17 protein-coding genes are annotated in these 19,682 nt (G+C 72.4%); 7 read left to right on the top strand and 10 right to left on the bottom strand.

All coding sequences use genetic code 11. The annotated features are described in order from the left end of the window. Positions 1-86: 86 nt before the first annotated feature. On the bottom strand, positions 87-935 hold the full coding sequence (locus ABD747_RS07645; protein WP_344803037.1) for a siderophore-interacting protein: 849 nt from the start codon (positions 933-935) through the stop codon (positions 87-89). A gap of 148 nt (positions 936-1,083) precedes the next feature. Here ABD747_RS07645 and ABD747_RS07640 point away from each other — a divergent pair, with 148 nt between their 5' ends. After that, positions 1,084-3,150 carry an AAA family ATPase gene (locus ABD747_RS07640; protein WP_344803035.1) on the top strand — a complete coding sequence of 689 codons (2,067 nt, stop codon included), beginning with the start codon at positions 1,084-1,086 and terminating at the stop codon, positions 3,148-3,150. 239 nt (positions 3,151-3,389) lie between these two features. Here the strand turns inward: ABD747_RS07640 and proB are convergent, their stop codons facing one another. From proB to rplU, 4 genes are all read right to left on the bottom strand, one after another. After that, the gene (gene proB / locus ABD747_RS07635; RefSeq protein ID WP_344803033.1) at positions 3,390-4,517 is read right to left on the bottom strand and encodes a glutamate 5-kinase; all 1,128 of its coding nucleotides are present in this window, start codon (positions 4,515-4,517) and stop codon (positions 3,390-3,392) included. Between the two features lie 135 nt (positions 4,518-4,652). Then, positions 4,653-6,119 carry a GTPase ObgE gene (obgE, locus tag ABD747_RS07630; protein ID WP_344803031.1) on the bottom strand — a complete coding sequence of 489 codons (1,467 nt, stop codon included), beginning with the start codon at positions 6,117-6,119 and terminating at the stop codon, positions 4,653-4,655. An 84-nt stretch (positions 6,120-6,203) separates the two neighbouring features. Next, complete coding sequence (gene rpmA / locus ABD747_RS07625; RefSeq protein WP_344803029.1) at positions 6,204-6,464, bottom strand: 50S ribosomal protein L27; 261 nt, start codon at positions 6,462-6,464, stop codon at positions 6,204-6,206. 9 nt (positions 6,465-6,473) lie between these two features. Further along, positions 6,474-6,773: a 50S ribosomal protein L21 gene (rplU, locus tag ABD747_RS07620; RefSeq protein ID WP_344803027.1), complete on the bottom strand. Its 300-nt coding sequence runs from the start codon at positions 6,771-6,773 to the stop codon at positions 6,474-6,476. Between the two features lie 202 nt (positions 6,774-6,975). On the opposite strand from rplU, the gene ABD747_RS07615 reads away from it, so the two are divergent. Next, positions 6,976-7,734 carry a HipA family kinase gene (locus tag ABD747_RS07615; RefSeq protein ID WP_344803025.1) on the top strand — a complete coding sequence of 253 codons (759 nt, stop codon included), beginning with the start codon at positions 6,976-6,978 and terminating at the stop codon, positions 7,732-7,734. Further along, entirely contained in the window at positions 7,731-8,189 is a 459-nt protein-coding gene (locus ABD747_RS07610) for a DUF3037 domain-containing protein (protein WP_344803023.1), read from the top strand. Before ABD747_RS07615 ends, ABD747_RS07610 begins: the two co-directional genes overlap by 4 nt. On the opposite strand, the gene ABD747_RS07605 is transcribed toward ABD747_RS07610, so the two are convergent. Together ABD747_RS07605 and ABD747_RS07600 are read right to left on the bottom strand one after the other, a co-directional pair. Then, complete coding sequence (locus ABD747_RS07605) at positions 8,155-9,222, bottom strand: FAD-dependent oxidoreductase (protein ID WP_344803021.1); 1,068 nt, start codon at positions 9,220-9,222, stop codon at positions 8,155-8,157. The two genes, ABD747_RS07610 and ABD747_RS07605, sit on opposite strands and share 35 nt — an antisense overlap. Then, a complete protein-coding gene (locus ABD747_RS07600) occupies positions 9,219-9,647 on the bottom strand; it encodes a hypothetical protein (RefSeq protein WP_344803019.1) in 429 nt (142 codons plus the stop codon). Before ABD747_RS07600 ends, ABD747_RS07605 begins: the two co-directional genes overlap by 4 nt. A 135-nt stretch (positions 9,648-9,782) precedes the next feature. Between ABD747_RS07600 and ABD747_RS07595 the strand changes: the two genes are divergently transcribed. Then, positions 9,783-12,191, top strand: coding sequence for an ATP-binding protein (locus tag ABD747_RS07595; protein ID WP_344803017.1), 2,409 nt, complete (start codon positions 9,783-9,785; stop codon positions 12,189-12,191). Here the strand turns inward: ABD747_RS07595 and ABD747_RS07590 are convergent. Next, a complete protein-coding gene (locus ABD747_RS07590; protein WP_344803015.1) occupies positions 12,166-12,855 on the bottom strand; it encodes a hemerythrin domain-containing protein in 690 nt (229 codons plus the stop codon). The two genes, ABD747_RS07595 and ABD747_RS07590, sit on opposite strands and share 26 nt — an antisense overlap. A 250-nt stretch (positions 12,856-13,105) precedes the next feature. On the opposite strand from ABD747_RS07590, the gene ABD747_RS07585 reads away from it, so the two are divergent. The 3 genes from ABD747_RS07585 to ABD747_RS07575 are packed head-to-tail and all read left to right on the top strand — an operon-like array spanning position 13,106 to position 14,881. Continuing rightward, positions 13,106-13,576, top strand: a complete 471-nt coding sequence (locus tag ABD747_RS07585; RefSeq protein WP_344803013.1) for an SRPBCC family protein — start codon at positions 13,106-13,108, stop codon at positions 13,574-13,576. 39 nt (positions 13,577-13,615) lie between these two features. Beyond that, positions 13,616-13,957 (top strand): YnfA family protein, encoded by a 342-nt coding sequence (locus ABD747_RS07580; RefSeq protein WP_344803011.1) that lies wholly within the window; start codon positions 13,616-13,618, stop codon positions 13,955-13,957. Positions 13,958-14,017: 60 nt separating this feature from the next. Further along, positions 14,018-14,881 carry a TIGR03619 family F420-dependent LLM class oxidoreductase gene (locus ABD747_RS07575; protein WP_344803009.1) on the top strand — a complete coding sequence of 288 codons (864 nt, stop codon included), beginning with the start codon at positions 14,018-14,020 and terminating at the stop codon, positions 14,879-14,881. A gap of 16 nt (positions 14,882-14,897) precedes the next feature. On the opposite strand, the gene ABD747_RS07570 is transcribed toward ABD747_RS07575, so the two are convergent. Then, the gene (locus ABD747_RS07570; protein WP_344803007.1) at positions 14,898-16,292 is read right to left on the bottom strand and encodes an FAD-dependent oxidoreductase; all 1,395 of its coding nucleotides are present in this window, start codon (positions 16,290-16,292) and stop codon (positions 14,898-14,900) included. Between the two features lie 16 nt (positions 16,293-16,308). After that, positions 16,309-19,407, bottom strand: coding sequence for an Rne/Rng family ribonuclease (locus tag ABD747_RS07565; RefSeq protein WP_344803005.1), 3,099 nt, complete (start codon positions 19,405-19,407; stop codon positions 16,309-16,311). Between the last annotated feature and the right edge of the window lie 275 nt (positions 19,408-19,682).

Below are 19,682 nucleotides of genomic sequence, written 5' to 3'. Positions count from 1 at the left end.
ACGGCCTCGACCGGCTCCGGACAAAATCGATTAAGAAAAACCGATTCAGCGGACGCCGGGCACCCGATCGCAAGCCGGTGTCGCGGTCACAACCCGTGCTCGTCCATCACCGCGAAGATCTCGTCGGCGATCACCTCGGTGTCCTTGCCACCGGCCCGGCCGCGGTCCCAGATCTCCCCGACCCGGCCCTCGATCGCCCGGTAGCGCTGCTGGTAGCGCTCCGCCTCCGGGCGCCAGTAGCCGACGATGTCGTACCGCGCCGGCTTCCAGCCGAGGTCGTGCCGGACGTACCTGCGGATGTCGCGGGAGCAGGACGCCTCCCCCGCCATCCAGACGTAGCCCTGACCCGGCGGCACCGCGAACTCGCGGGTCGCCGCCGTCAGCGGGCTGCCGAGCGATGCCGGGACCGGGTGGAACCGCCAGTCGACGTCGACCTCGCCGGCCGAGGTGATCGGCACCAGGGAGTCGGGGTCGGGCGCCTCCAGGATCGCGTACGCCCGCCGGCCCGGCGCCAGCTCCTCGAGGATCCGGGAGGCCGCCGGCAGTGCGGTTTGGTCCGCCACCACCAGCAGCCAATCGGTGTCGGGCAGCGGGTCGAACCGCCCGTTCGGGGCCGACACCGCGATCACGTCACCGGGCGCTGCCCGCTCCGCCCAGGTCGTCGCCACCCCGTGCTCGTGGACGACGATGTCGACGGTCAGCTCGCCGGCCGCCGGGTCCCACCGGCGCACGCTGTACCAGCGGTCGAGCGGGTCGGGGCCCGGTGCCCCGACGGCCTCGGCCGGGACGAACAGCCGCAGCCACTCGTCGGGGTGCCCGCTGGAGGCGAAATCGGCCAGCCCGGGACCGCCGAGCACCACCCGGCGCATCACCGGGCTGAGCAGGGACGTACCGATCACCTCGGCGACGAAGAGCCGATCGTCGTGATCGACCACGGCGGGCCTCCTCGTGCGACTGCGACGTACGGTCCGCAAGGGTAGCTCCCGTCCCAGATTTCGCCTATCGGAAGAACTCAGCGCACACGAGCGCAGACAAAGATGACAGGATTGCCCCGAAGCCGCTCCACTGGGATGTGAGGGTCGTTTGACCAGGTTGGTGCTGCCGGATCATCTGGCGGTCTTGATGTCGGGCCAGCCCTATGTCGACGTCGTCGGCACGGCCGACCCGTGGGCGGTCCCGCCCGGCTGGTGGGAGCGCACCCGGGCCCGGGTGCGCGAGCTGGTCGCCGACCCTCGTGCCGGCGCCACCCAGAACTGGACCAGCTGGCCGGAGGACACCCGCGACACCGCGCCCTTCCTGCAGAACCTGGCGATGTCCCTCGGTGGCTATGTGGCGATCTTCGCCGGCGAGTACGCCCAGTTCCCGGAGCAGCTGGTCGACGAGTTCCTGGCCCCTGACCAGCGCCGGGAGCCGCTGGTGGCCCGCAACTGGTACATGACCGACAGTGAATGGCCGCTGTTCTTGCTGAAATACACCAGCAACGACGCCGCGGCCCGGCTGGACGCGCTCCGGCTCTCGCAGGACTGCGTCGAGCTGCTGGCCGAGGTCGGTCCGCTAGCGGCCCGGGCCAAGGTGCTGCTGCGGATCTACGACCGGGTGCTGAACACTCCGCGGCTGACCGATCTGCATGCCCGTGCCCCGTTCCCCGAGATCAGCCGGCTCTGGCGTCACTCGCTGCTGACCGAGGACGAGTTCGCCGTGCTGCCCGAGATCGCCGGCTGGGCGGCGGCGCTGGCCTGGTCGTACGAGGGGCTCGAGGCGGCTCACGCGCACATCGCGTCCGTCACCGCACGGCCGGAGTCGGTGTCGGAGGTGATCGCCTCGATGGCCCTGGCCGACGGCCTGGACACGCTGCCGGCCGGCCTGGCCGTGGCGGTCGGTTCGGAACGTTTCACCGCGATCGCCGCCGCGTTCGAGCGCCGGAGCCACGGGTTCGACGGCGCCGAGTGGCTGCAGGAGAACCGCGGCTGGCTGGCCCGCGGCATGCTCGCCGGCGAGATCGACGCCTGCCGAGCGTGGCTCGCCATGGCGGCCCAGGTGTCACGGGTGGTGGCGGGTCTGCCCGGACCGCCGTCGCCCTCGGCCTGCCCGGACACGATCGGTTTCATCACCGACGTCGAGGAACTGTTCAGCGTGCGGCGGGCGCACAACCCGCTGGTGCGCAGCTTCGGCGCCCGGCGGGCCGAGCGGTCCGCCGAGCACGGCGCCGCCCCGACCGTGGACTCGGAGGTGGCTGGGTCGTTGCGGGCCAGGTCGCAGCGCTCGGCCGAGGTCGAGGAGGACGAGCTCGACGAGTCCATTCCCGAGGTCGAGATCGGTGATCCCCAGGGCGAGCTGGCGGAGCTGGTCGGGCTGGATCCGATCAAGGACCGGGTACGTCGGCTGGTCGCGGAGGCCAAGGCCGATCAGCTCCGGCACGCCGCCGGGATGCCCGCCGCCGACCGGTCGCGGCACATGGTGTTCGTCGGCAACCCGGGCACCGCCAAGACCACCATCGCCCGGCTGCTGGCCCGGATCTATGCCCAGCTGGGCACGCTCGCGAACGGGCACCTGATCGAGGCGAGCCGGGTCGATCTCGTCGGCCAGTACGTCGGGCAGACCGCGCCCCGAGTTCGCCGGGTGTTCAACCGGGCCTCCGGCGGGGTGCTGTTCATCGACGAGGCGTATTCGCTGATCCCGCCCGACGCGCACCGGGACTTCGGGGTCGAGGCGGTCGCGACGCTGCTCAAGCTGATGGAGGACCGGCGCGACGAGGTGGTGGTGATCGTCGCCGGCTATCCGGAGGAGATGGACCGGTTCCTGGCGTCCAATCCCGGCCTGGCGTCGCGCTTCCCGAAGACGCTGACCTTCACCGACTACGACGACGGCGAGTTGCTGGAGATCTTCACCAGGATCGCGGAGCAGCAAGGCTTCCGGCTCGGAGCGGGAGTGGCCGAGCGGTTCCGCGCGCTGGTCCCCGAGCCGCGGCCGACCAACTTCGGCAACGGACGGTTCGCCCGCAACGTGTTCGAGGAGGCCGTGTCGATCCAGGCGGAGCGGCTGGTCGGGATGGACTCGCCGACGCCCGAGGACGTACGCACCCTGGAGCCGGGCGACCTCCCCGCCGAGCCCCCGCCCGACCCGCCTCGGCTCGCTGGGATGTACCTGTAGGGCCGCCCCGCTCCTGGCCGCCGCCGCCTCGGACTCCGCCCTGGCTCCCGGACTCCCCTGGCGCCCGGACTCCCTGGCCTCCGGACTCCCCCGGCGCCCGGACTCCGGACTCCCCGGACTCCCGTTCCGAAAACTGTGCAGCTGTTGCAGGTCCCGCCGGCGTGTCGCTGCCAGAGCCGCACAGTTTCCGTGACGGGAGATGGGGCGGGAGAGGAAAGGACCCGGCGGGTCGAGGTGGGTCAGCTACGCAGGACGACCAGGGCGTCGCGGTGGACCGCGGTCCGGTCGTACCCCTCCCCCAGCTCGGCGGTCAGCTCACGGGTGGTCCGGCCAAGCAGGGTGGGCAGTTCCTCGGAGTCGTAGTTCACCAGCCCCCGGGCCACCACCCGGCCGTCGGGGGCGACCAGGTCCACCGGCTCGCCGATCGCGAAGGTCCCGGTGACCCGGGTGATACCGGCGGGCAGCAGCGACGCCTTGCGCTGGACGACCGCACGCACGGCGCCGTCGTCCAGATGAAGCTCGCCGCGCGCGTCCGAGGCGTGCGCCAGCCACAGCAGCCGGGTCGGCCGCCGCTTCCCGGTCGGGTGGAAGCGGGTGCCGACCGGGTCGCCGGCGAGTGCGGGGAGCACGTGGTCCGCCGAGGTGAGCACGACCGGGATCCCTGCCGAGGTGGCGATCCGGGCGGCTTCGATCTTGGTCACCATGCCGCCGGTGCCGACCGCCGAGCCGCGCCGGGAGACGTCCACCCCGGCAAGATCGGCGTCGGAGGCGACGTCGGTGATCCGGCGCGAGTCCGGCAGCTTCGGATGCCCGGTGTAGAGGCTGTCGACGTCGCTGAGCAGCACCAGCGCGTCGGCGTGCACCAGATGGGCGACCAGCGCCGCAAGCCGGTCGTTGTCGCCGAACCGGATCTCGTGCGTCGCGACCGTGTCGTTCTCGTTCACCACCGGCACCACGCCGAGCTCCAGCAGCCGACCGAACGTGCGGTACGCGTTCGTGTAGTGGCTGCGCCGGGTCACGTCGTCGACCGTGAGCAGCACCTGCCCGACCTCGAGGCCGTACGTCGAGAAGCGGTGGGTGTAGTGCCCCATCAACAGTCCCTGGCCGACCGAGGCGGCCGCCTGCTGGGTAGCCAGGTCGCGCGGCCGGGTCTTCAAGCGCAGGGGCGCGAGTCCGGTGGCGATCGCGCCGGAGGAGACCAGCACGACCTCGCGGCCGGCCAGCCGAGCCCCGGCCAGCGCGGACACCAGGCGCTCGATCCGATCAGGGTCGATGCCGCCGCCGGCGCCGGTGGTCAGCGACGAGGACCCGATCTTGACCACCACCCGGTGGGCGGAAGCAATCTCGGGACGCGCGCTCTCACTCACCGCCCCGTCCCCGTCCCCGTCCCCCGGAAACTGTGCAGCAGTTGCAGAGCGGAACGTTTCAGGGATGCAACAGCTGCACACTTTCCGGCAAGGGCGGCCGTCATCGGAGGGCGGCCGTCATCGCAAGGGTGGCCGTCATCGGAGGTCGTCGTCGATGTCGTCGTCGGCGCGCTCCTCGGCCTTCCGGGCGTGGTACTCCCGATCGAGCTCGCGGCGCCGCTGGGCGGCGGGACGCTGAGCCTCGAACCGGTTGTCCTCACCGCGGCGGCTGAGGATCTCGGCCCCGATGTCGATCTGCGGGGCGAAGTCGAACACGACCGCGTTCTCGCCGCCGATCGCGACGCCGTCGCCGGCCCGGGCGCCCAGCTCCAGCAGCCGGTCCTCGATCCCGATCCGGTTCAGCCGGTCGGCGAGATAGCCCACCGCCTCGGCGTTTCCGAAGTCGGTCTGCCGGACCCAGCGCTCGGGCTTCTCACCGTCCACCCGCCACAGGTCGTTCTCCCGGCGGATGGTGAACTCCTCGTGCCCCGGACGCGATCCGACCGGCTTCGGTCGCAGCACGATCCGCGGCGGCGCGGGCGGCGGCAGGGTGGAGCGCCGGGCCGCCACGACCTCGGCCATGGCGAAGGTCAGCGCCTGCAGCCCGGCCCCGCTCTTGGTCGAGATCGGGAAGACCCGCAGCCCACGCGCTTCCAGCTCCGGCCGTACGAGCTCGGCCAGCTCCCCCGCGTCGGGCACGTCGATCTTGTTCAGCGCGACCAGCCGCGGCCGGTCCTCCAGCCCGCCGTGCGCAACCAGCTCCGCCTCGATCACGTCCAGGTCGGTGAGCGGGTCCCGGCCGGGCTCGAAGGTCGCGCAGTCGATCACGTGCACCAGCGCGGCGCAGCGCTCGATGTGCCGGAGGAAGTCGAAGCCGAGTCCACGGCCCTCGCTGGCGCCCTCGATCAGGCCGGGTACGTCCGCCACGGTGTAGGTCACGTCGCCGGCCACCACTACCCCGAGATTGGGGATCAGCGTGGTGAACGGGTAGTCGGCGATCTTCGGCCGGGCGCGCGAGATGGCGGCGATCAGCGACGACTTGCCGGCGCTGGGGAAACCGACCAGCCCGACGTCGGCGACCACCTTCAGCTCCAGCGTGACGACCCGGGTCTCGCCCTCCTCGCCGAGCAGCGCGAAGCCGGGTGCCTTGCGGCTGTTCGAGGCCAGCGCGGCGTTGCCGAGGCCGCCGCGGCCGCCGGCGGCAACGACCATTTCGGAGCCGGTGCCGGTGAGGTCGGCCAGCTCCTCGCCGGTGTCGGCGTCGCTGACCACGGTGCCGTCGGGTACGGCCAGCACGATGTCCTCGCCGTTGGCGCCGTTGGCGTGGTCTCCCTTGCCGGGCTGGCCGTTGGTCGCCCGGCGGTGGGACTCGCGGTGGTAGTCCACGAGAGTGGTCAGGCTCGGATCCACCCGGAGGATCACCGAGCCGCCGTCACCGCCGTTGCCACCGTCCGGGCCGCCGAGCGGCTTGAACTTCTCCCGGTGGACCGACGCGCAGCCGTGCCCGCCGTTGCCGCCGTAGGTATGGAGGGTCACCCGGTCGACGAAACTGGGGATCGCCACCGAACCCACCTCCTATCCGGAAATGCGATGAGGGTGGCCCCGTCCGGGACCACCCTCATCAGTTGCGTACGTGCGGGCTGGGTCTCACTCAGCCGCGACTGGGGTCACGTTGATGACCCGGCGGCCACGCCGAGTGCCGAACTCGACCTGCCCCTGGACCAGGGCGAACAGCGTGTCGTCGCCGCCCCGGCCGACCCCGTCACCGGGGTGGAAGTGGGTGCCCCGCTGGCGGACGATGATCTCGCCGGCGTTGACCTGCTCGCCGCCGAACCGCTTGACGCCGAGCCGCTGGGAGTTGGAGTCCCGACCGTTGCGGGTCGAGGACGCGCCCTTCTTGTGTGCCATCTGACTGCCTCAGCTCTCGATCCCGGTGACCCGAACCTGGGTGTACTTCTGACGGTGCCCCTGGCGCTTGCGGTAGCCGGTCTTGTTCTTGTACTTGATGATCCGGATCTTCGGACCCTTGGTCTCGCCGAGCACTTCGGCGGTCACGGTCGCACCGGACACGTCGGTGCTGACGGTCTCGCCGTCCACCAGGAGAAGCGGCTGCAGGCTCACGCTGGCGCCGACCTCGTTCTCGCTGCGGTCGATCTCGAGGACGTCGCCGACAGCGACCTTGTGCTGGCGGCCGCCACTGCGCACGATCGCGTACACGCCTGACCTACTCTCGTCGTTCAGATTGATGAGCAACTGCTTGGATGCGGGGCGCACGCGACCGTCCGGCCGGGCGCACACCGAGGATCTAGGTTACGCGGCGGGCCAGAGAGGGTCAAACTGGGCCGTGCCGGCCGGCTCGCGCTCGCCGGCGAGTCGACTCTCGCCGTGGACGGGTCTCCGGGCCAGTAGCGTTGCCCGCGTGCTCCCGTTCATCACGGCGACAACCTACCTGACCGCGCTGCGTGAGGGTGGGTCGCTGCCAGGGTTGGTCGAGGCGGACGACTCGGGCACGTACGTCGTCAAGTTCACCGGTGCCGGTCAGGGCACCAAGGCGCTGGTCGCCGAGATCGTCGTCGGCGAGCTGGGCCGGCGGCTCGGGATCAAGGTGCCGGAGCTGGCGCTGATCGACATCGACAAAGAACTGGGCCGCCGTGAACCCGACGAGGAGGTCCAGGACCTGGTCAAGGCCAGCGTCGGACTGAACCTGGCGATCGACTTCTTGCCGGGCTCGGTCGGCTACGACCGCAGCTTCGACATCGACCCCGCCGACGTCGCGCCGATCGTCTGGCTCGACGCGTACGTCGCCAATGTCGACCGGAGCGCCCGGAACACCAACCTGCTGATCTGGCACCGGACGCTGTGGGCCATCGACCACGGCGCCTGCCTCCGCTTCCACCACGCCTGGGGCTCGCCGGAGGCGTTCGCCCGGTCGCCCTACAACTACGCCGATCACGTGTTGAGCGGCCGGGGCAATCCCCGCACGGTGCACGACCGGCTCAGCGCCCAGGTCAGCGAGCAGCTGCTCGACGAGGTGCTCGAGCTGGTGCCCGACGACTGGCTGCTGCCCGATCCCGACCGTCCCGACCCGAAAGCCCCGCCGGACGCGGCCGCCGCCCGGGCGGCCTACCGGACCTACCTGGCGATGCGGCTGGCCGCCGCCGAGCGGTGGCTGCCGTGAGCGGGCGTCGCTATGCCTTCCAGTACGCCGTGCTGCGCGCCGTGCCGCGGGTCGACCGCGGGGAGTTCGTCAACATCGGGGTCATCCTCTACTGCCAGCAGCTGGAGCTGCTGCGTGCCGCGGTCGCGGTGGACGAGGTCCGGCTGCGAGCGCTCGATCCCGAGGTCGACCTCGACGCCGTCCGGACCGCGGCGCTGGCCACCGTCGGCGCCTGCCACCACGGCGTCGGTTCGGCCCGGGAGAACACCGGGCTGGCGACCCGGTTCGGCATGCTGGTCGCGCCCCGGAGCACGGTCGTCCAGCCGTCGCCCGTGCACGCGGGGATCAGCGAGGATCCCGAACAGACCCTGGTCGACCTGATGAGCCGGCTGGTCGGCCCGACCCGATCGGTCAGCAACGACCAGGTCAGCAACGCCCCCGTCAGCGATCTGCTCGGGACGGACCCACCCGGCTGAGCGCCGCCGACATCGCCGTCCGGGCGGATCCGATCCGGCCGCTGACGGCGAGCCGCATCATCATCGCGGAGGCGATCCGGGCGGCTTGGGTCGACGGCACCCGGCGGGCCTGCCACGCGCTCAGGCCGCCGATGGAGGTGTGTCCGCCCGCGTTCAGAGCGGTCGCCAGCGAGACCCCGTCGACCAGAGCCTCGCAGGCGCCCCGGCCGAGGTTCGGCACCATCGCGTGGGCCGCGTCGCCGACCACCACGTAGCGACCGTTCACGTAGCGCCGCATCGGCGGCGCCACCCACAACCGGTTCGCCAGCGTTCGCTCGTCGGCCGCGTCGAGCCGCTCGCGGACGGCCGGGGCCGCGTCGGGGAAGGCCAGCCGCGCCTCGGCCAGCGCGTCGGCCGGGTCGAGCGGCTCCCCGAGCTCGCTTTCATGACAGGAGAACCAGTACGTCCGGTCCGCACCGATCGGGGCGATGCCGAACAGCCGTCCGGCGCCCCAGTATTCGCCGATGACCTCCGGGTCCGGCGCTTCCTCAGCCAACCCGCGCAGGGCGAGCCAGCGGGTGGGTCGGCGCTCGGCACCGCTTCCGGCGCCACCTGCCTCTCCGCGGACCAGCGGCCGGACGGCGCTGCGGACGCCGTCCGCCCCGATCACCACGTCGGCGTCCAGCCACTGCGGCTCGGCCACCCGGGCAAACACCCGCCGAACCGACGCCGGCAGGGCCGCCTCCAGCGCTGCGAGCAGGACGGACCGCTCCACCATCAGCAGGTCAAGGCCGCCGGCCCGGAACAGCACCCGACCGTTCAGATCGCGAACGGCTCCGCCGCGGATCCGCCAGCCACCCGCCGCCACCGCGCCGAGTGCGTCGATCCTCGCCAACGCCCGACGTGCGGCCGGCCACATGCCCAGCGCGCTGCCGCCGGTCGCGCGCTCGGGCGCTGCCTCGTACACGGTGACCTCGAAGCGTCGCCGATCGAGCGCCGCTGCGACCGCCAGCCCGGCGATCCCGCCGCCGATCACCGCGATCCGCCGGGTCATCGCGGTGCCAGCGTGATGCCGCGGAGCCGGAGCACACCGAGGACGAGCGCCGCGGACAGCAGGCCGACGTACGCGTCGTTCTCGAGCCAGCCCACGGTGGTCTGCTGCCGCGGCGTGAACATGGCGGGATAGACGAACACCGAGATCGCCAACAGCCCCGCGACGACCACCGACACCACCCACTGCGCGACCGCGGCCGGCCGGCGGGCCAGCACGGCGACGGCGAAACAGACCGCGTAGAAGACCCAGGTCATGGGCGTGCCCAGCGTGAAGCCCGGGTCGGCGAGGCCGACGACGGAGGTGTAGGCGGTGTAAGCGATCGACACCGTGAAGGCGGCGATCAGCAGCCAGCTGATCAGCGATCCGTACGTCCGCCGTCTGGTCGGCCGGCCGGCCGCGGTCTGTGGGTCCTCGACGAGTGTCATGAGCTGTCTCCTTCGGTGGAATCGAATGCCGTGCGTCCACGATCTCGCCGGTCGCCTGCCGAGAGGACCCACACTGCACCCACAGTTCCGCCCGACTGGCGACGCCGCACCAGTGGTCGCTACTAGGGTCTGGCCATGGAAGCCGCCGGCCGATCGTTCGCCGAGCTGCTTCGCGAGCTGCGACGCCGGGCGGCGCTGTCCCAGGAGGAGCTCGCCCAGCGGTCCGGGTTGACGGTCAAGGCCATCGGCGCGCTCGAGCGCGGCGAGCGCACACGGCCGTATCCGCACACCGTGCGAGCCCTGGCCGACGCGCTGCAACCGGACCCGGCCGCGCGCGCTGCGCTGATCGCGGCGGCGCCGTCGCGCCGGGCCACGACTCCGGTCGAGACGGAGCGACCACCGCACGATCCCGGGCAGTCCGCCGACCGGGACCAGCCATCGGGGGCGATCGGCGATCGACCTGCTCGGACAGGCGAACCGGGCTTCCTCCGGCCACTGACCGGGCCCCCGATCGGCCGTGAGGTCGAACTGACGGAGCTGACGGCCTTGTTGGGTGCCGGCCGGAATCGGCTCGTCACCCTGGTCGGACCGGGTGGCGTCGGCAAGACCACCCTCGCGATCGAGCTGGCCGCACGCCTGGCCGAGGCCTATCCAGGTGGCCCGGTCGTGGTCGAGCTGGCGGCGCTGACCGCGGCCGACCTGGTCCTTCCCGCCATTGCCCGGGCGTTCGGCCTGCCCGAGACCGGCGATCCCGAAGCTGCCACGGCCGTCATCGCTCGCCTGGGCGACCGGCGGGCGCTGCTCGTCCTCGACAACCTCGAGCATCTGCTGTCTGCGGCGCCGGCCATCGCCGAGATCCTGGCCGGTTGCCCGGGTCTGGTGGTGCTCGCCACCAGCCGGGCACCGCTGCGGTTGCGCGGCGAGAAGGTGGTGGCGATCGAGCCACTGCCGGTGCCGGTCTCCGACGATCTCGCGGCGATCGCTTCGTCCGCTGCCGTCCAGGTCTTCCTCCGGCGGGCCGAGCTGGTCGGCGGGACCGCCTCGGTCGAGATCGATCCGCCGGTGGTGGCCGAGATCTGTCGTCGGCTGGAGGGTCTGCCGCTGGCGCTGGAGCTGGCGGCCGCGCAGACCCGGATGTTGTCGCCGAGCGAGCTGATCGCTCGGCTGGACCGGCTCCGGACCTCCGCCGGCCCACGAGACCTTCCCGACCGGCAACGGAGCCTCGACGCCACGCTCGACTGGAGCCTGGAGCTGCTCGACGGCGAGCAACAGCGGCTGTTCGCTCGCATTGGGGTGTTCGGGGGCGGATTCACACTGGCGGCGGTGGAGGCGGTGCTCGGCGACGACCCGGACGTCCTCGATGGACTTCAGGCCCTGCTCGATCACGCGCTCGTCTCCAGGACGATCGGCCCGGGCGGCCAGTCGCGATTCCGGCTGCTCGAACCGATCCGGGACTACGCCGCCGCGCGGCTCGCGGACCTGGGCCAGGAGATCGTCGATGGCACCCGCGACCGGCACGCGCGCCACTTCACCGAGCTGGCCGACGGGCTGCGCCCCGCCCTGCACGACTCGCGACTGGTGACGGCCCTCGACCTGCTCGACGCCGACCAGGCGAACGTGCGGCTGGCCGTGGAGCGGATGCTGGCGACCCGGCACTATGCGGAGGTCGCCCAGCTCGTCTGGAGCCTGTGGCTCGGCCTGGCTCTGCGGGGCCACGCCCGGGAGGCTCGCGGTTGGCTCGCGGCGCTGCCGGACCGCGGCCTCCCGGCCCGGTCCGTGGCCCGGGCCCGGGTGTCGGGCGCCGGACTCAGTCTGGTGGGAGGCAACCTCACCGAGATGGCTGCTCAGGCCGGCCTGGCCCGGGTCGCAGCGGTCTCGCTCGACGCCGGCGACGAGCTCAGAGCCGAGATCGATCTGGTCAGTGCGCTGGGCGCGATCTTCGACGGTCGGACCGCCCTGGCCAAACCCGTGCTGGAGCGGCTGATCCAGGACACGGTGACTCACCCCGACCTGGCGTGGCATCACGCGCACGCCGTCGCCAGCCTGGCGCAAGCCGACCTGGCCGAGGGCGACCTCGGCAGTGCTCGGACGGGGCTGATCGCGGCGGAGGCCGCGGCGAGGGCGTTGGGCAACCCGTTCACCCTCGCCACCGTGCTGAACATCCGCGGCACTCTCGAAGAGCTGGCCGGGGACCGCGCCGCGACCGCGCGAGCGGTGCTGGAGGCGGTCCGGTTGGGGTTGGCGGCTCGGATGGGCTGGACCCTGGCGTACTCGCTCGCGGCGGCCGCCGGGGTCGCCGCGGCCGCCGGTGAGCTCGTCGTCGCCGCCGAGCTGTTCGGTGCGGTCGCGTCGCTGTCGGTGAGCCACGAGGTCGATCCGCGGTTCGCGGCCTCGGCGGCGCTGGCCGAGGGCGCCCTGACCGGGGTACGTCGCGGGCTGGGCCCGGCCGCGTACGCGCAGGCCTGGTCGGACGGCCGGACCGCGTCACTCGACCACCTCGGCGCGCTGATCGATCGGCTCAGCGCGCGGGTCCGGCCGGACTGACCGCCCGGACGGAGGCGACGTAGCGGCGATAGATCATCGCCCCGGCCGTACGGGTGAAGAGCCGCACCGGACCCGGCACCGATGCCAACATCATGGCCTGCTCCTCGTCGGTGGCGTCCTCCAGGATCATGCCGAAGAAGATCGGCAGCTGCCGTGGCGACATGCGAGCCACACCGTGCTCGCCGAGCGCCGCCCACTCCGCCGGCGAGACATGCCGGGCGGCGACCGGCAGGATGTGCACCTCCTCGTCGTCGAGGTGCTCGACCAGCGCCACCCGCAGCTCCTCGATCGTGCCGGCCAGTTCGTCCGCCGCGGTCTTCGTCGGCTCCTGCGCCCAGCGGTCGACCAGCGCCGGAATCGCCTCCAGACAGCGCTCGACGCGGTGGTGCTGCTCCTCCATCCGATGCACCAGCTGCGTCGATGGAGCGGCCCGCTCCAGCAGCAGCGGCCAGAGCAGCTCGTCCTCGCCGGTGTGGTGCAGCTGGAGGCCCTGGAGCACGAGACGAGCGTGCTCGGCGACCCGCCTCGCGCGGCGGACATCGCCCGCAGCGACCGCGCGGATCAGCTGCGGCAGCAGGGAGAACTCGCGGCGGAACGCCTTGTGGACCACGACCATGTCGCGGACGTCGGTGAGCTGGTCGGCCGGATTCGCAAGATTTGTCATGCCGATCAGCCTCGCCGTGCCGGCGGTCGAGTGACAGCCACAGCACCACCACACTGTGGCTACACCGGGGCTCATCGTGACGTCGCGTCGCAGATCGACCACGTGCGGCAGAAACCGTCCACGGAAAACGCTCTCCGGCCCGCGTGAGGTCGATTCGCGACAGCCAAGCGCCATGAGTGGACCGACAGCAGTGGCGTCGACAGGAATCGCCACCCGATGGAACCCGGGCGTGTCAACTATGTTCGGGCGCATGCGTGGATCGGTCACCGTCTGGATGAACGCCGCCCCGGAGGTCGTCTGGGACGTCGTCAGCGACGTCACCCGGATCGGCGAGTTCAGCCCGGAGACGTTCGAGGCGGAGTGGGCGGACGGAGCGACCGGACCCGTGCTCGGCGCGCACTTTCGCGGACACGTGAAGCGGAACGGGATCGGACCGACGTACTGGAGCTCGTGCAAGGTGACGGCCTGCGAACCCGGCAGCGAGTTCGGCTTCGCCGTCTACGCCGCCGGCACCCGGGCGAACAACTGGCACTACCGGCTGGAACCCCGCGACGGCGGAACGGAGGTCACCGAGTCGTTCGAGCTCGGCACGCACCCGGCGTTCCGGGTCTACGCGGTCCTGTTCGGCCGCGCCCGCCGGCGGACCAACGAGCGCGGCATGCGGCAGACGCTGGAGCGGATCAAGTCGGTCGTCGAACACGAGCCGCGCCCGACGTCCTGAGCGGCGCCGGGCCCGGGCCGGCGACGGTAGCGTGCGCTGATGGACGTCGTACGGTCGATCGTGCTCTTCCTGCTCGCGGCGCTCGCCGAGATCGGCGGAGCCTGGCTGGTCTGGCAGGGGGTGCGCGAGCATCGGGGCTGGGCCTGGATCGGCGCCGGCGTGATCGCGCTCGGGCTGTACGGGTTCGTCGCCACGTTCCAGCCGGACCCGCATTTCGGCCGGATCCTGGCGGCCTACGGCGGCGTCTTCGTGGCCGCCTCGCTCGCCTGGGGGATGGCGCTCGACGGCTTCCGGCCGGACCGCTGGGACGTCGCCGGCGCAATGATCTGCCTGGTCGGTGTCGCGCTGATCATGTACGGCCCGCGCAGCGACGGCGCCTGACCGAGCCCGAGATCCGGACCGGGCGGAATAGCCGGCCGGCACGCCGCGCTGCCGGATGACATGGCAGCTGACCGGATGCGGTTCGCGGTGATGTACAACACGGCCGGCTACGGCACCGACCCGGACGCACTGGTGCGGGTCGCCCGGCATGCCGAGGCGTGCGGGTTCGAGTCGATCCTGTTTCCCGAGCACATCGCGCTGCACCCCGGCGCCACGCTCGGCGGCCACCCGATCCCGCCGACGCTGGCGGTCGCCGATCCGCTCGAGTGCCTGACCTTCGTCGCCGCGGCCACCGATCGGCTGCTGCTCGGCACCGCGGTGCTGCTGCTGCCCTACCGGCACCCCGTCGTGCTCGCCAAGCAGCTCGCGACCATCGACCTGCTCTCCCGCGGCCGGCTCCGGCTGCTCACCGTCGGTCTCGGCACCATCGAGCGCGAGGCGGGCGCGACCGGGGTCGACTTCGCCAGCCGCGGTCGCCGGGCGGACGAGGCGATCGACGTGCTCCGGGCGCTCTGGACGGGCGGCCCGGAGGGCGTCTCGTACGAGGGTGAGTTCTTCGCGTTCACCGATCTCTGTGTGTTCCCCCAGCCGTCCGGCCCGCTGCCGATCCACGTCGGCGGGTCGTCGCGGGCCGCTGCCCGCCGGGCCGGCCGGCGCGGAGACGGGTTCTTTCCCGGCGGCATGCTGCTGCACGCCGAGCGGGAGGCCCAGCTCGATCTCGTTCGCAGCACGGCTCGCGCGGCCGGACGCGAGCCGGCGGCGATCGAATACACCCGCTGGGGCTCGATCGACCTCACCCCGGCGCGGGTCGCCGGCTATGCCGCCCAGGGGGTCGACCGGTTGGTGGTCTCCCCCTCGATCGGCCCCGTCCAGGACCAGCTCGAGGAGCTGTCCGCGTTCGCCGAGCAGCACATCGCCGGCTGACCCGGCGCACTGGGCCTCAGGCGGAGGCCGGATCCTCCGCCGCGGCCAGCAGCTCGTGCCGATGCGCGAGCGTGGTCCGTCGCCGGCCATGGCTCTGACCGAGATCGATCTCGGCCGCGTCGATGCGGTGCCAGGCCGCCAGATCCAGCGGGTGGATGCCCCGGTCGGCCAGCAGCCGGTCCAGCTCGTCCGGGTCGTGGTGCGGGTCGATCGCCTCGTCGCGAATGTCGGCCAGCAGCGAGGTGACGGTCTCGACGGCGTCGGACTTGTTGGTGCCGATCACACCGGTCGGCCCGCGCTTGATCCAGCCCGTGACGTACTCGTCGGCGGAGAAGGAGCCGTCCCGGATCACCCGACCCTCCGCATGGGGCACCCGCCCGGTGCCGGCGTCGAACGGGACGCCGTCCAGCGCGACCCCCCGGTAGCCGACGGATCGGATCACCAGCTGGGCCGGAATGATCTCGCGCTCACCCGTGCCGGTCACCGCGCCGGCGGAGTCGATCATGGTCCGCTCGACCTGGACCGCCGCCACGGCGTCGGCGCCGATCACGGCCACCGGCCGGGTCCAGAAGTGGAACCAGAGCCGTTGCGGCGCGCCGGTCCGCGGCCGCGCCGCCCACTCGCGGAACAGTGCCAGGTTGCGCGCGGCGACCTTGTCCCGGTCGATGACCGCCTGGCTCGACGGGTCCAGCTCCAGGTCGGCCGGATCGATCATGATGTCGACACCAGGCAGCTGGCCGAGCTCGCGCAGTTCCTTGGTCGTGAAGGCCGTGTACGCCGGCCCGCGCCGACCCAGCACGTGCACGTCCGTGACCTGCTTGCGGGCCAGGGATTCCAGCACCTCGTCGGCCATGTCGGTGTCGGTCAGCAGCTCGGCGGACTTGATCAACACGCGCGCCACGTCGAGCGCCACGTTGCCGATCCCGACCACGACCGCCGCGTGCGCGTTGTCGATCAGGGCCACGTCGAGCCGCGACCGGCCGTCGTCGATCACATCCGGATGGACGTCGGGATGCCCGCAGTACCAGGCGACGAACTCGGGCGCGGCCATCACTCCCGGCAGGTGTTCGCCCGGGATGTCGAGCACCTTGTGGCTGCCGGCACCGTAGGCGTAGATCACCGCGTCGACCGCCGACCGGAGCTCGGCGACACTCAGGTCGGAGCCGATCCTGACATCGCCGAAGAAGCGTACGTTCGGCTTCTCCAGCGTCCGTTCGAGCGTGTTGCGGATCGACCGGATCGACTCGTGATCGGGCGCGACGCCGTAGCGGACCAGGCCGAACGGCACCGGCAGGCGGTCGATCACGGCCACCCGGACCGGGACCTCGGTCTGCTGGCTGAGGGCCTCCGCGGCATAGATCCCCGAAGGCCCGGCACCGATCACCGCGATCACGTACGGGCGCTGGGTCATCGCGCCAGTATGCCTGTCAGCCGACCGGGGTAGCGGCCTCCCCGGAACGATCATGGCTCGCGTCGGATCCGCCGGACCCGTTCGAGCCGTGGGAGCCACCGTCCGAGCTGCCGCCGTTGGAACCGCCGCGACCACCGCCGCCGCGGCGCCCACCACGCTGCGGCCGGCCGCCCCGATCGCGCTCGCGGGCGCCGCCGTCGGCCTGCTTCTGCGACTCGACCGGCATGTCGTGGATGTCGTAGCCCCGTCCGTGGCAGTGCTCGCACTCGGTGCTGAACGCCTCCAGCAGGCCCGTCCCGATCTTCTTCCGGGTCATCTGGACCAGGCCGAGGCTGGTCACCTCGGCCACCTGGTGCCGGGTCCGGTCGCGGCCCAGGCACTCGACCAGCCGGCGCAGCAGCAGCTCGCGGTTGCTGGGCAGCACCATGTCGATGAAGTCGATCACGATGATGCCGCCGATGTCGCGCAGCCGGAGCTGGCGGACGATCTCCTCGGCCGCCTCCAGGTTGTTGCTGGTGACGGTCGCCTCGAGGTTGCCGCCGGTGCCGGTGAACTTGCCCGTGTTCACGTCGATCACGGTCATCGCCTCGGTCCGGTCGATCACCAGCGAGCCACCCGAGGGCAGGAACACCTTGCGCTCCAGCGCCTTCGCGATCTGCTCGTCGATCCGGTACGCCCCGAAGATGTCCGAGCCGTCCTCGGGCGCCCAGCGCTTCAGCCGGTCGGCCAGGTGCGGGGCGACGTGACCGACGTACCCCTCGATCGCGTCGTAGGCGTCGTCCTGGCCGTTGTTGCCGGCGACCAGCAGCTCGGAGAAGTCCTCGGTGAACAGATCGCGGACGATCCGCAGCGTCAGGTCGGGCTCGCCGTAGAGCAGCTGCGGCGCCTGGCCGGCCTTGACCTTCCGCTCGATGTCCTCCCACTGCGCCTTCAGCCGGTTGACGTCGCGGACCAGCTCGTCCTCGCTGGCGCCCTCTGCGGCGGTTCGCACGATCACGCTGGCCGAGTCCGGTACGAGGTCGGCCAGGATGTCCTTCAGCCGCTTCCGTTCGGTGTCGGGCAGCTTGCGGGAGATGCCGGACAGGTGCCCGCCCGGGGCGTAGACGATGTAGCGGCCCGGGATCGAGACGTGGTTGGTGAGGCGGGCGCCCTTGGCGCCGACCGGGTCCTTGGTGACCTGGACCAGCACGGTCTGACCGGACTTCAGCACCTTCTCGACCTTGCGGGCCTGACCCTCGGCGCCGAAGGAGTCCCAGTCGACCTCGCCGGCGTAGAGCACCGCGTTGCGGCCGCGGCCGATGTCGATGAAGGCGGCCTCCATCGACGGCAGCACGTTCTGCACGCGACCGAGATAGACGTTGCCGATCAGTGAGGCGGCGGAGTCGCGGTCGACGTAATGCTCGACCAGGATGTCGTCCTCCAGCACGGCGATCTGGGTGAGAGCCCCTCCTGAGCCTGTCGAAGGATCCTCCCGTTGCCGGATCACCATCGCACGCTTCACCGACTCGCGGCGGGCCAAGAACTCGGCCTCGCTGAGGATCGGAGCGCGGCGGCGGCCGGCCTCGCGACCCTCGCGGCGGCGCTGTCGCTTGGCCTCCAACCGGGTCGACCCCTCGATCCCGGCCGGCTCGTCGCTGGCCTTGCGCCGACCGCCCGGCTCGCGGACCCGGACCACGACCTCGGCCGGGTCGTCGGGTGATCCCCCGCTGTCCTCGCCCCGGCGTCGCCGGCGCCGGCGACGCCGTCGCTGTCCGTCGCCGTTCTCGGCCGAGCCATCGGCCTCGCCCGACCCGCCGGCATCGCCCGATCCGCCGGCCTCGCCCGATCCAGCGTCATCGGACTGCTGCTCACCGGCTCCGGACTCGCTGGCGCCGTCGCCCGTGGCGGCCTCGCCGGTGCCGGTCCCGGTCTCGGAGTCGGCGGTGCCGGACGTCGCCGCGGAGCTCTGCTCGGCCTGTGCATCCGGCTGGCTCGGCCCCTGAGCTGAGTCGCTCGGGCCGTCCTCGGACTCCCCGCCGCCCCCGCCGCGACGGCGACGGCGACCGCCCCGCCGGCGCCGACGCCGACGGCTGGGTTCGCCGTCGGAGCCTTCCTCGCCCTTCGACTCCGCGTCGGACTCGTCGCCGTCGTCGTCTTCGTCGTCATCGCTGTCGTCGGTCTGCGCCTCGTCCTGCTCAGACGTCTCGGCCTCGACCGGCTCCGCCTGGGCAGGCTCTGACTGGGCAGGCTCCGGCTGGGCAGGCTCTGACTGGGCAGGCTCCGGCGCACCGTCCTCGACCTCGACGGCGGCGGCCGGCTCGGGCTCCTCGGTCACGGACGACTCGTCGGTCCCTGACTCGCCGGTCCCGCGCTCGCCGGTCCCGAGCCCGTCCGTCCCGGACTCGGTCGGCTGGTTCTCCGCCCGATCGGTCGGCGCCTCGGCCGCCGGCTCCTCGGCCGGGCTCTCCATGGCCGCAGTCGCGTCCGCCTCGGACGGGACCTCGGACGCCGGCTCAGCGGCCGGTTCCGTCTCGGGCGCCGCCTCGGGCTCGGATGCGTCGGCCTCCGGCGCGGCCTCGCCGGCTGCCTGCGGCAGCCAGGCTTCCTCGACCACCGGTGGCCGGTCGGCCGCATGCACCACCGACGCCGCCTCGCCGCCGGCCACGGCGCCCTCGATGGCGGCGAGCAGGGCGGCCTCGGACGGCGCCAACAGCGCGGGCTCAGAAGCCGCCGGATCGGCGGTCTCGACCGCCTCCGCCGGCGGGGACGTGTCCTCGGTCGACGCGGACTCGGCGGGCGGTGCCGCCGCGGCCTTCTTCGCGGACCGCTTGCGCGGCGCTCGGGCGGTGGCCGGCGGCGTGCCGGCCTCGCCGGCCTCGGTCGACGCCGCCGCGGCCTTGGCGGTCTTCCGCGGCGCCCGCTTCGCTGCCTTCTTCGCCGGGGGCGTGCCCGCCGACTCGGCCGCGGGCGCCCCGGCCGGCGCGCCCTCCTGCTCAGGACCCGGTGCTGCCGCCTTGGGAGGTCCGGCGGGTCGGGTGGCGGCTCGGCGCCGTCGCGGTGCGGGCGGCGCTTCGGCCGAGCCGGCTGCGGATGACGACGACTCGTCCGATTGATCGTTCTGCTCGATGTCGAGCATGCAAACTCCTTTTGGCGGCGAGGCAGACCTCGCGCCCGTTCGTTCGCTGCCCCGGGGATCGTGATCCCCGGGCCGCGGAAGCCCCTGTCCTCGACGGGAACGCTCCGGCGCCTCCCGCGGTCAAGGACCCGTGTCCTCGTCGCGGTGGAGAGCCGCCACTACGTCCGGCGCGGCGAGCTGTCACCTCGTCGCGTCACCATCGAGCGCCGGTCGCTCGTGCGGCCGGCTGCAGCCAGTATCCCACACCGGTCCCAACTGTCTCCGCAATCGGCCGA

This window comes from Microlunatus ginsengisoli, assembly GCF_039537205.1.
GTDB classification, from domain to species: Bacteria; Actinomycetota; Actinomycetes; order Propionibacteriales; family Propionibacteriaceae; genus Microlunatus; species Microlunatus ginsengisoli.
This window is presented reverse-complemented; position numbering and strand designations above follow the sequence as displayed.

Coding starts and splice junctions, on each gene's coding strand:
- rpmA (WP_344803029.1), bottom strand. CDS start 6,464: ATGGCACACAAGAAGGGCGCGTCCTCGACCCGCAACGGTCGGGACTCC.
- ABD747_RS07605 (WP_344803021.1), bottom strand. CDS start 9,222: ATGACCCGGCGGATCGCGGTGATCGGCGGCGGGATCGCCGGGCTGGCG.
- ABD747_RS07600 (WP_344803019.1), bottom strand. CDS start 9,647: ATGACACTCGTCGAGGACCCACAGACCGCGGCCGGCCGGCCGACCAGA.
- ABD747_RS07595 (WP_344803017.1), top strand. CDS start 9,783: ATGGAAGCCGCCGGCCGATCGTTCGCCGAGCTGCTTCGCGAGCTGCGA.
- ABD747_RS07590 (WP_344803015.1), bottom strand. CDS start 12,855: ATGACAAATCTTGCGAATCCGGCCGACCAGCTCACCGACGTCCGCGAC.
- ABD747_RS07585 (WP_344803013.1), top strand. CDS start 13,106: ATGCGTGGATCGGTCACCGTCTGGATGAACGCCGCCCCGGAGGTCGTC.
- ABD747_RS07580 (WP_344803011.1), top strand. CDS start 13,616: ATGGACGTCGTACGGTCGATCGTGCTCTTCCTGCTCGCGGCGCTCGCC.
- ABD747_RS07575 (WP_344803009.1), top strand. CDS start 14,018: ATGGCAGCTGACCGGATGCGGTTCGCGGTGATGTACAACACGGCCGGC.
- ABD747_RS07570 (WP_344803007.1), bottom strand. CDS start 16,292: ATGACCCAGCGCCCGTACGTGATCGCGGTGATCGGTGCCGGGCCTTCG.
- ABD747_RS07565 (WP_344803005.1), bottom strand. CDS start 19,407: ATGCTCGACATCGAGCAGAACGATCAATCGGACGAGTCGTCGTCATCC.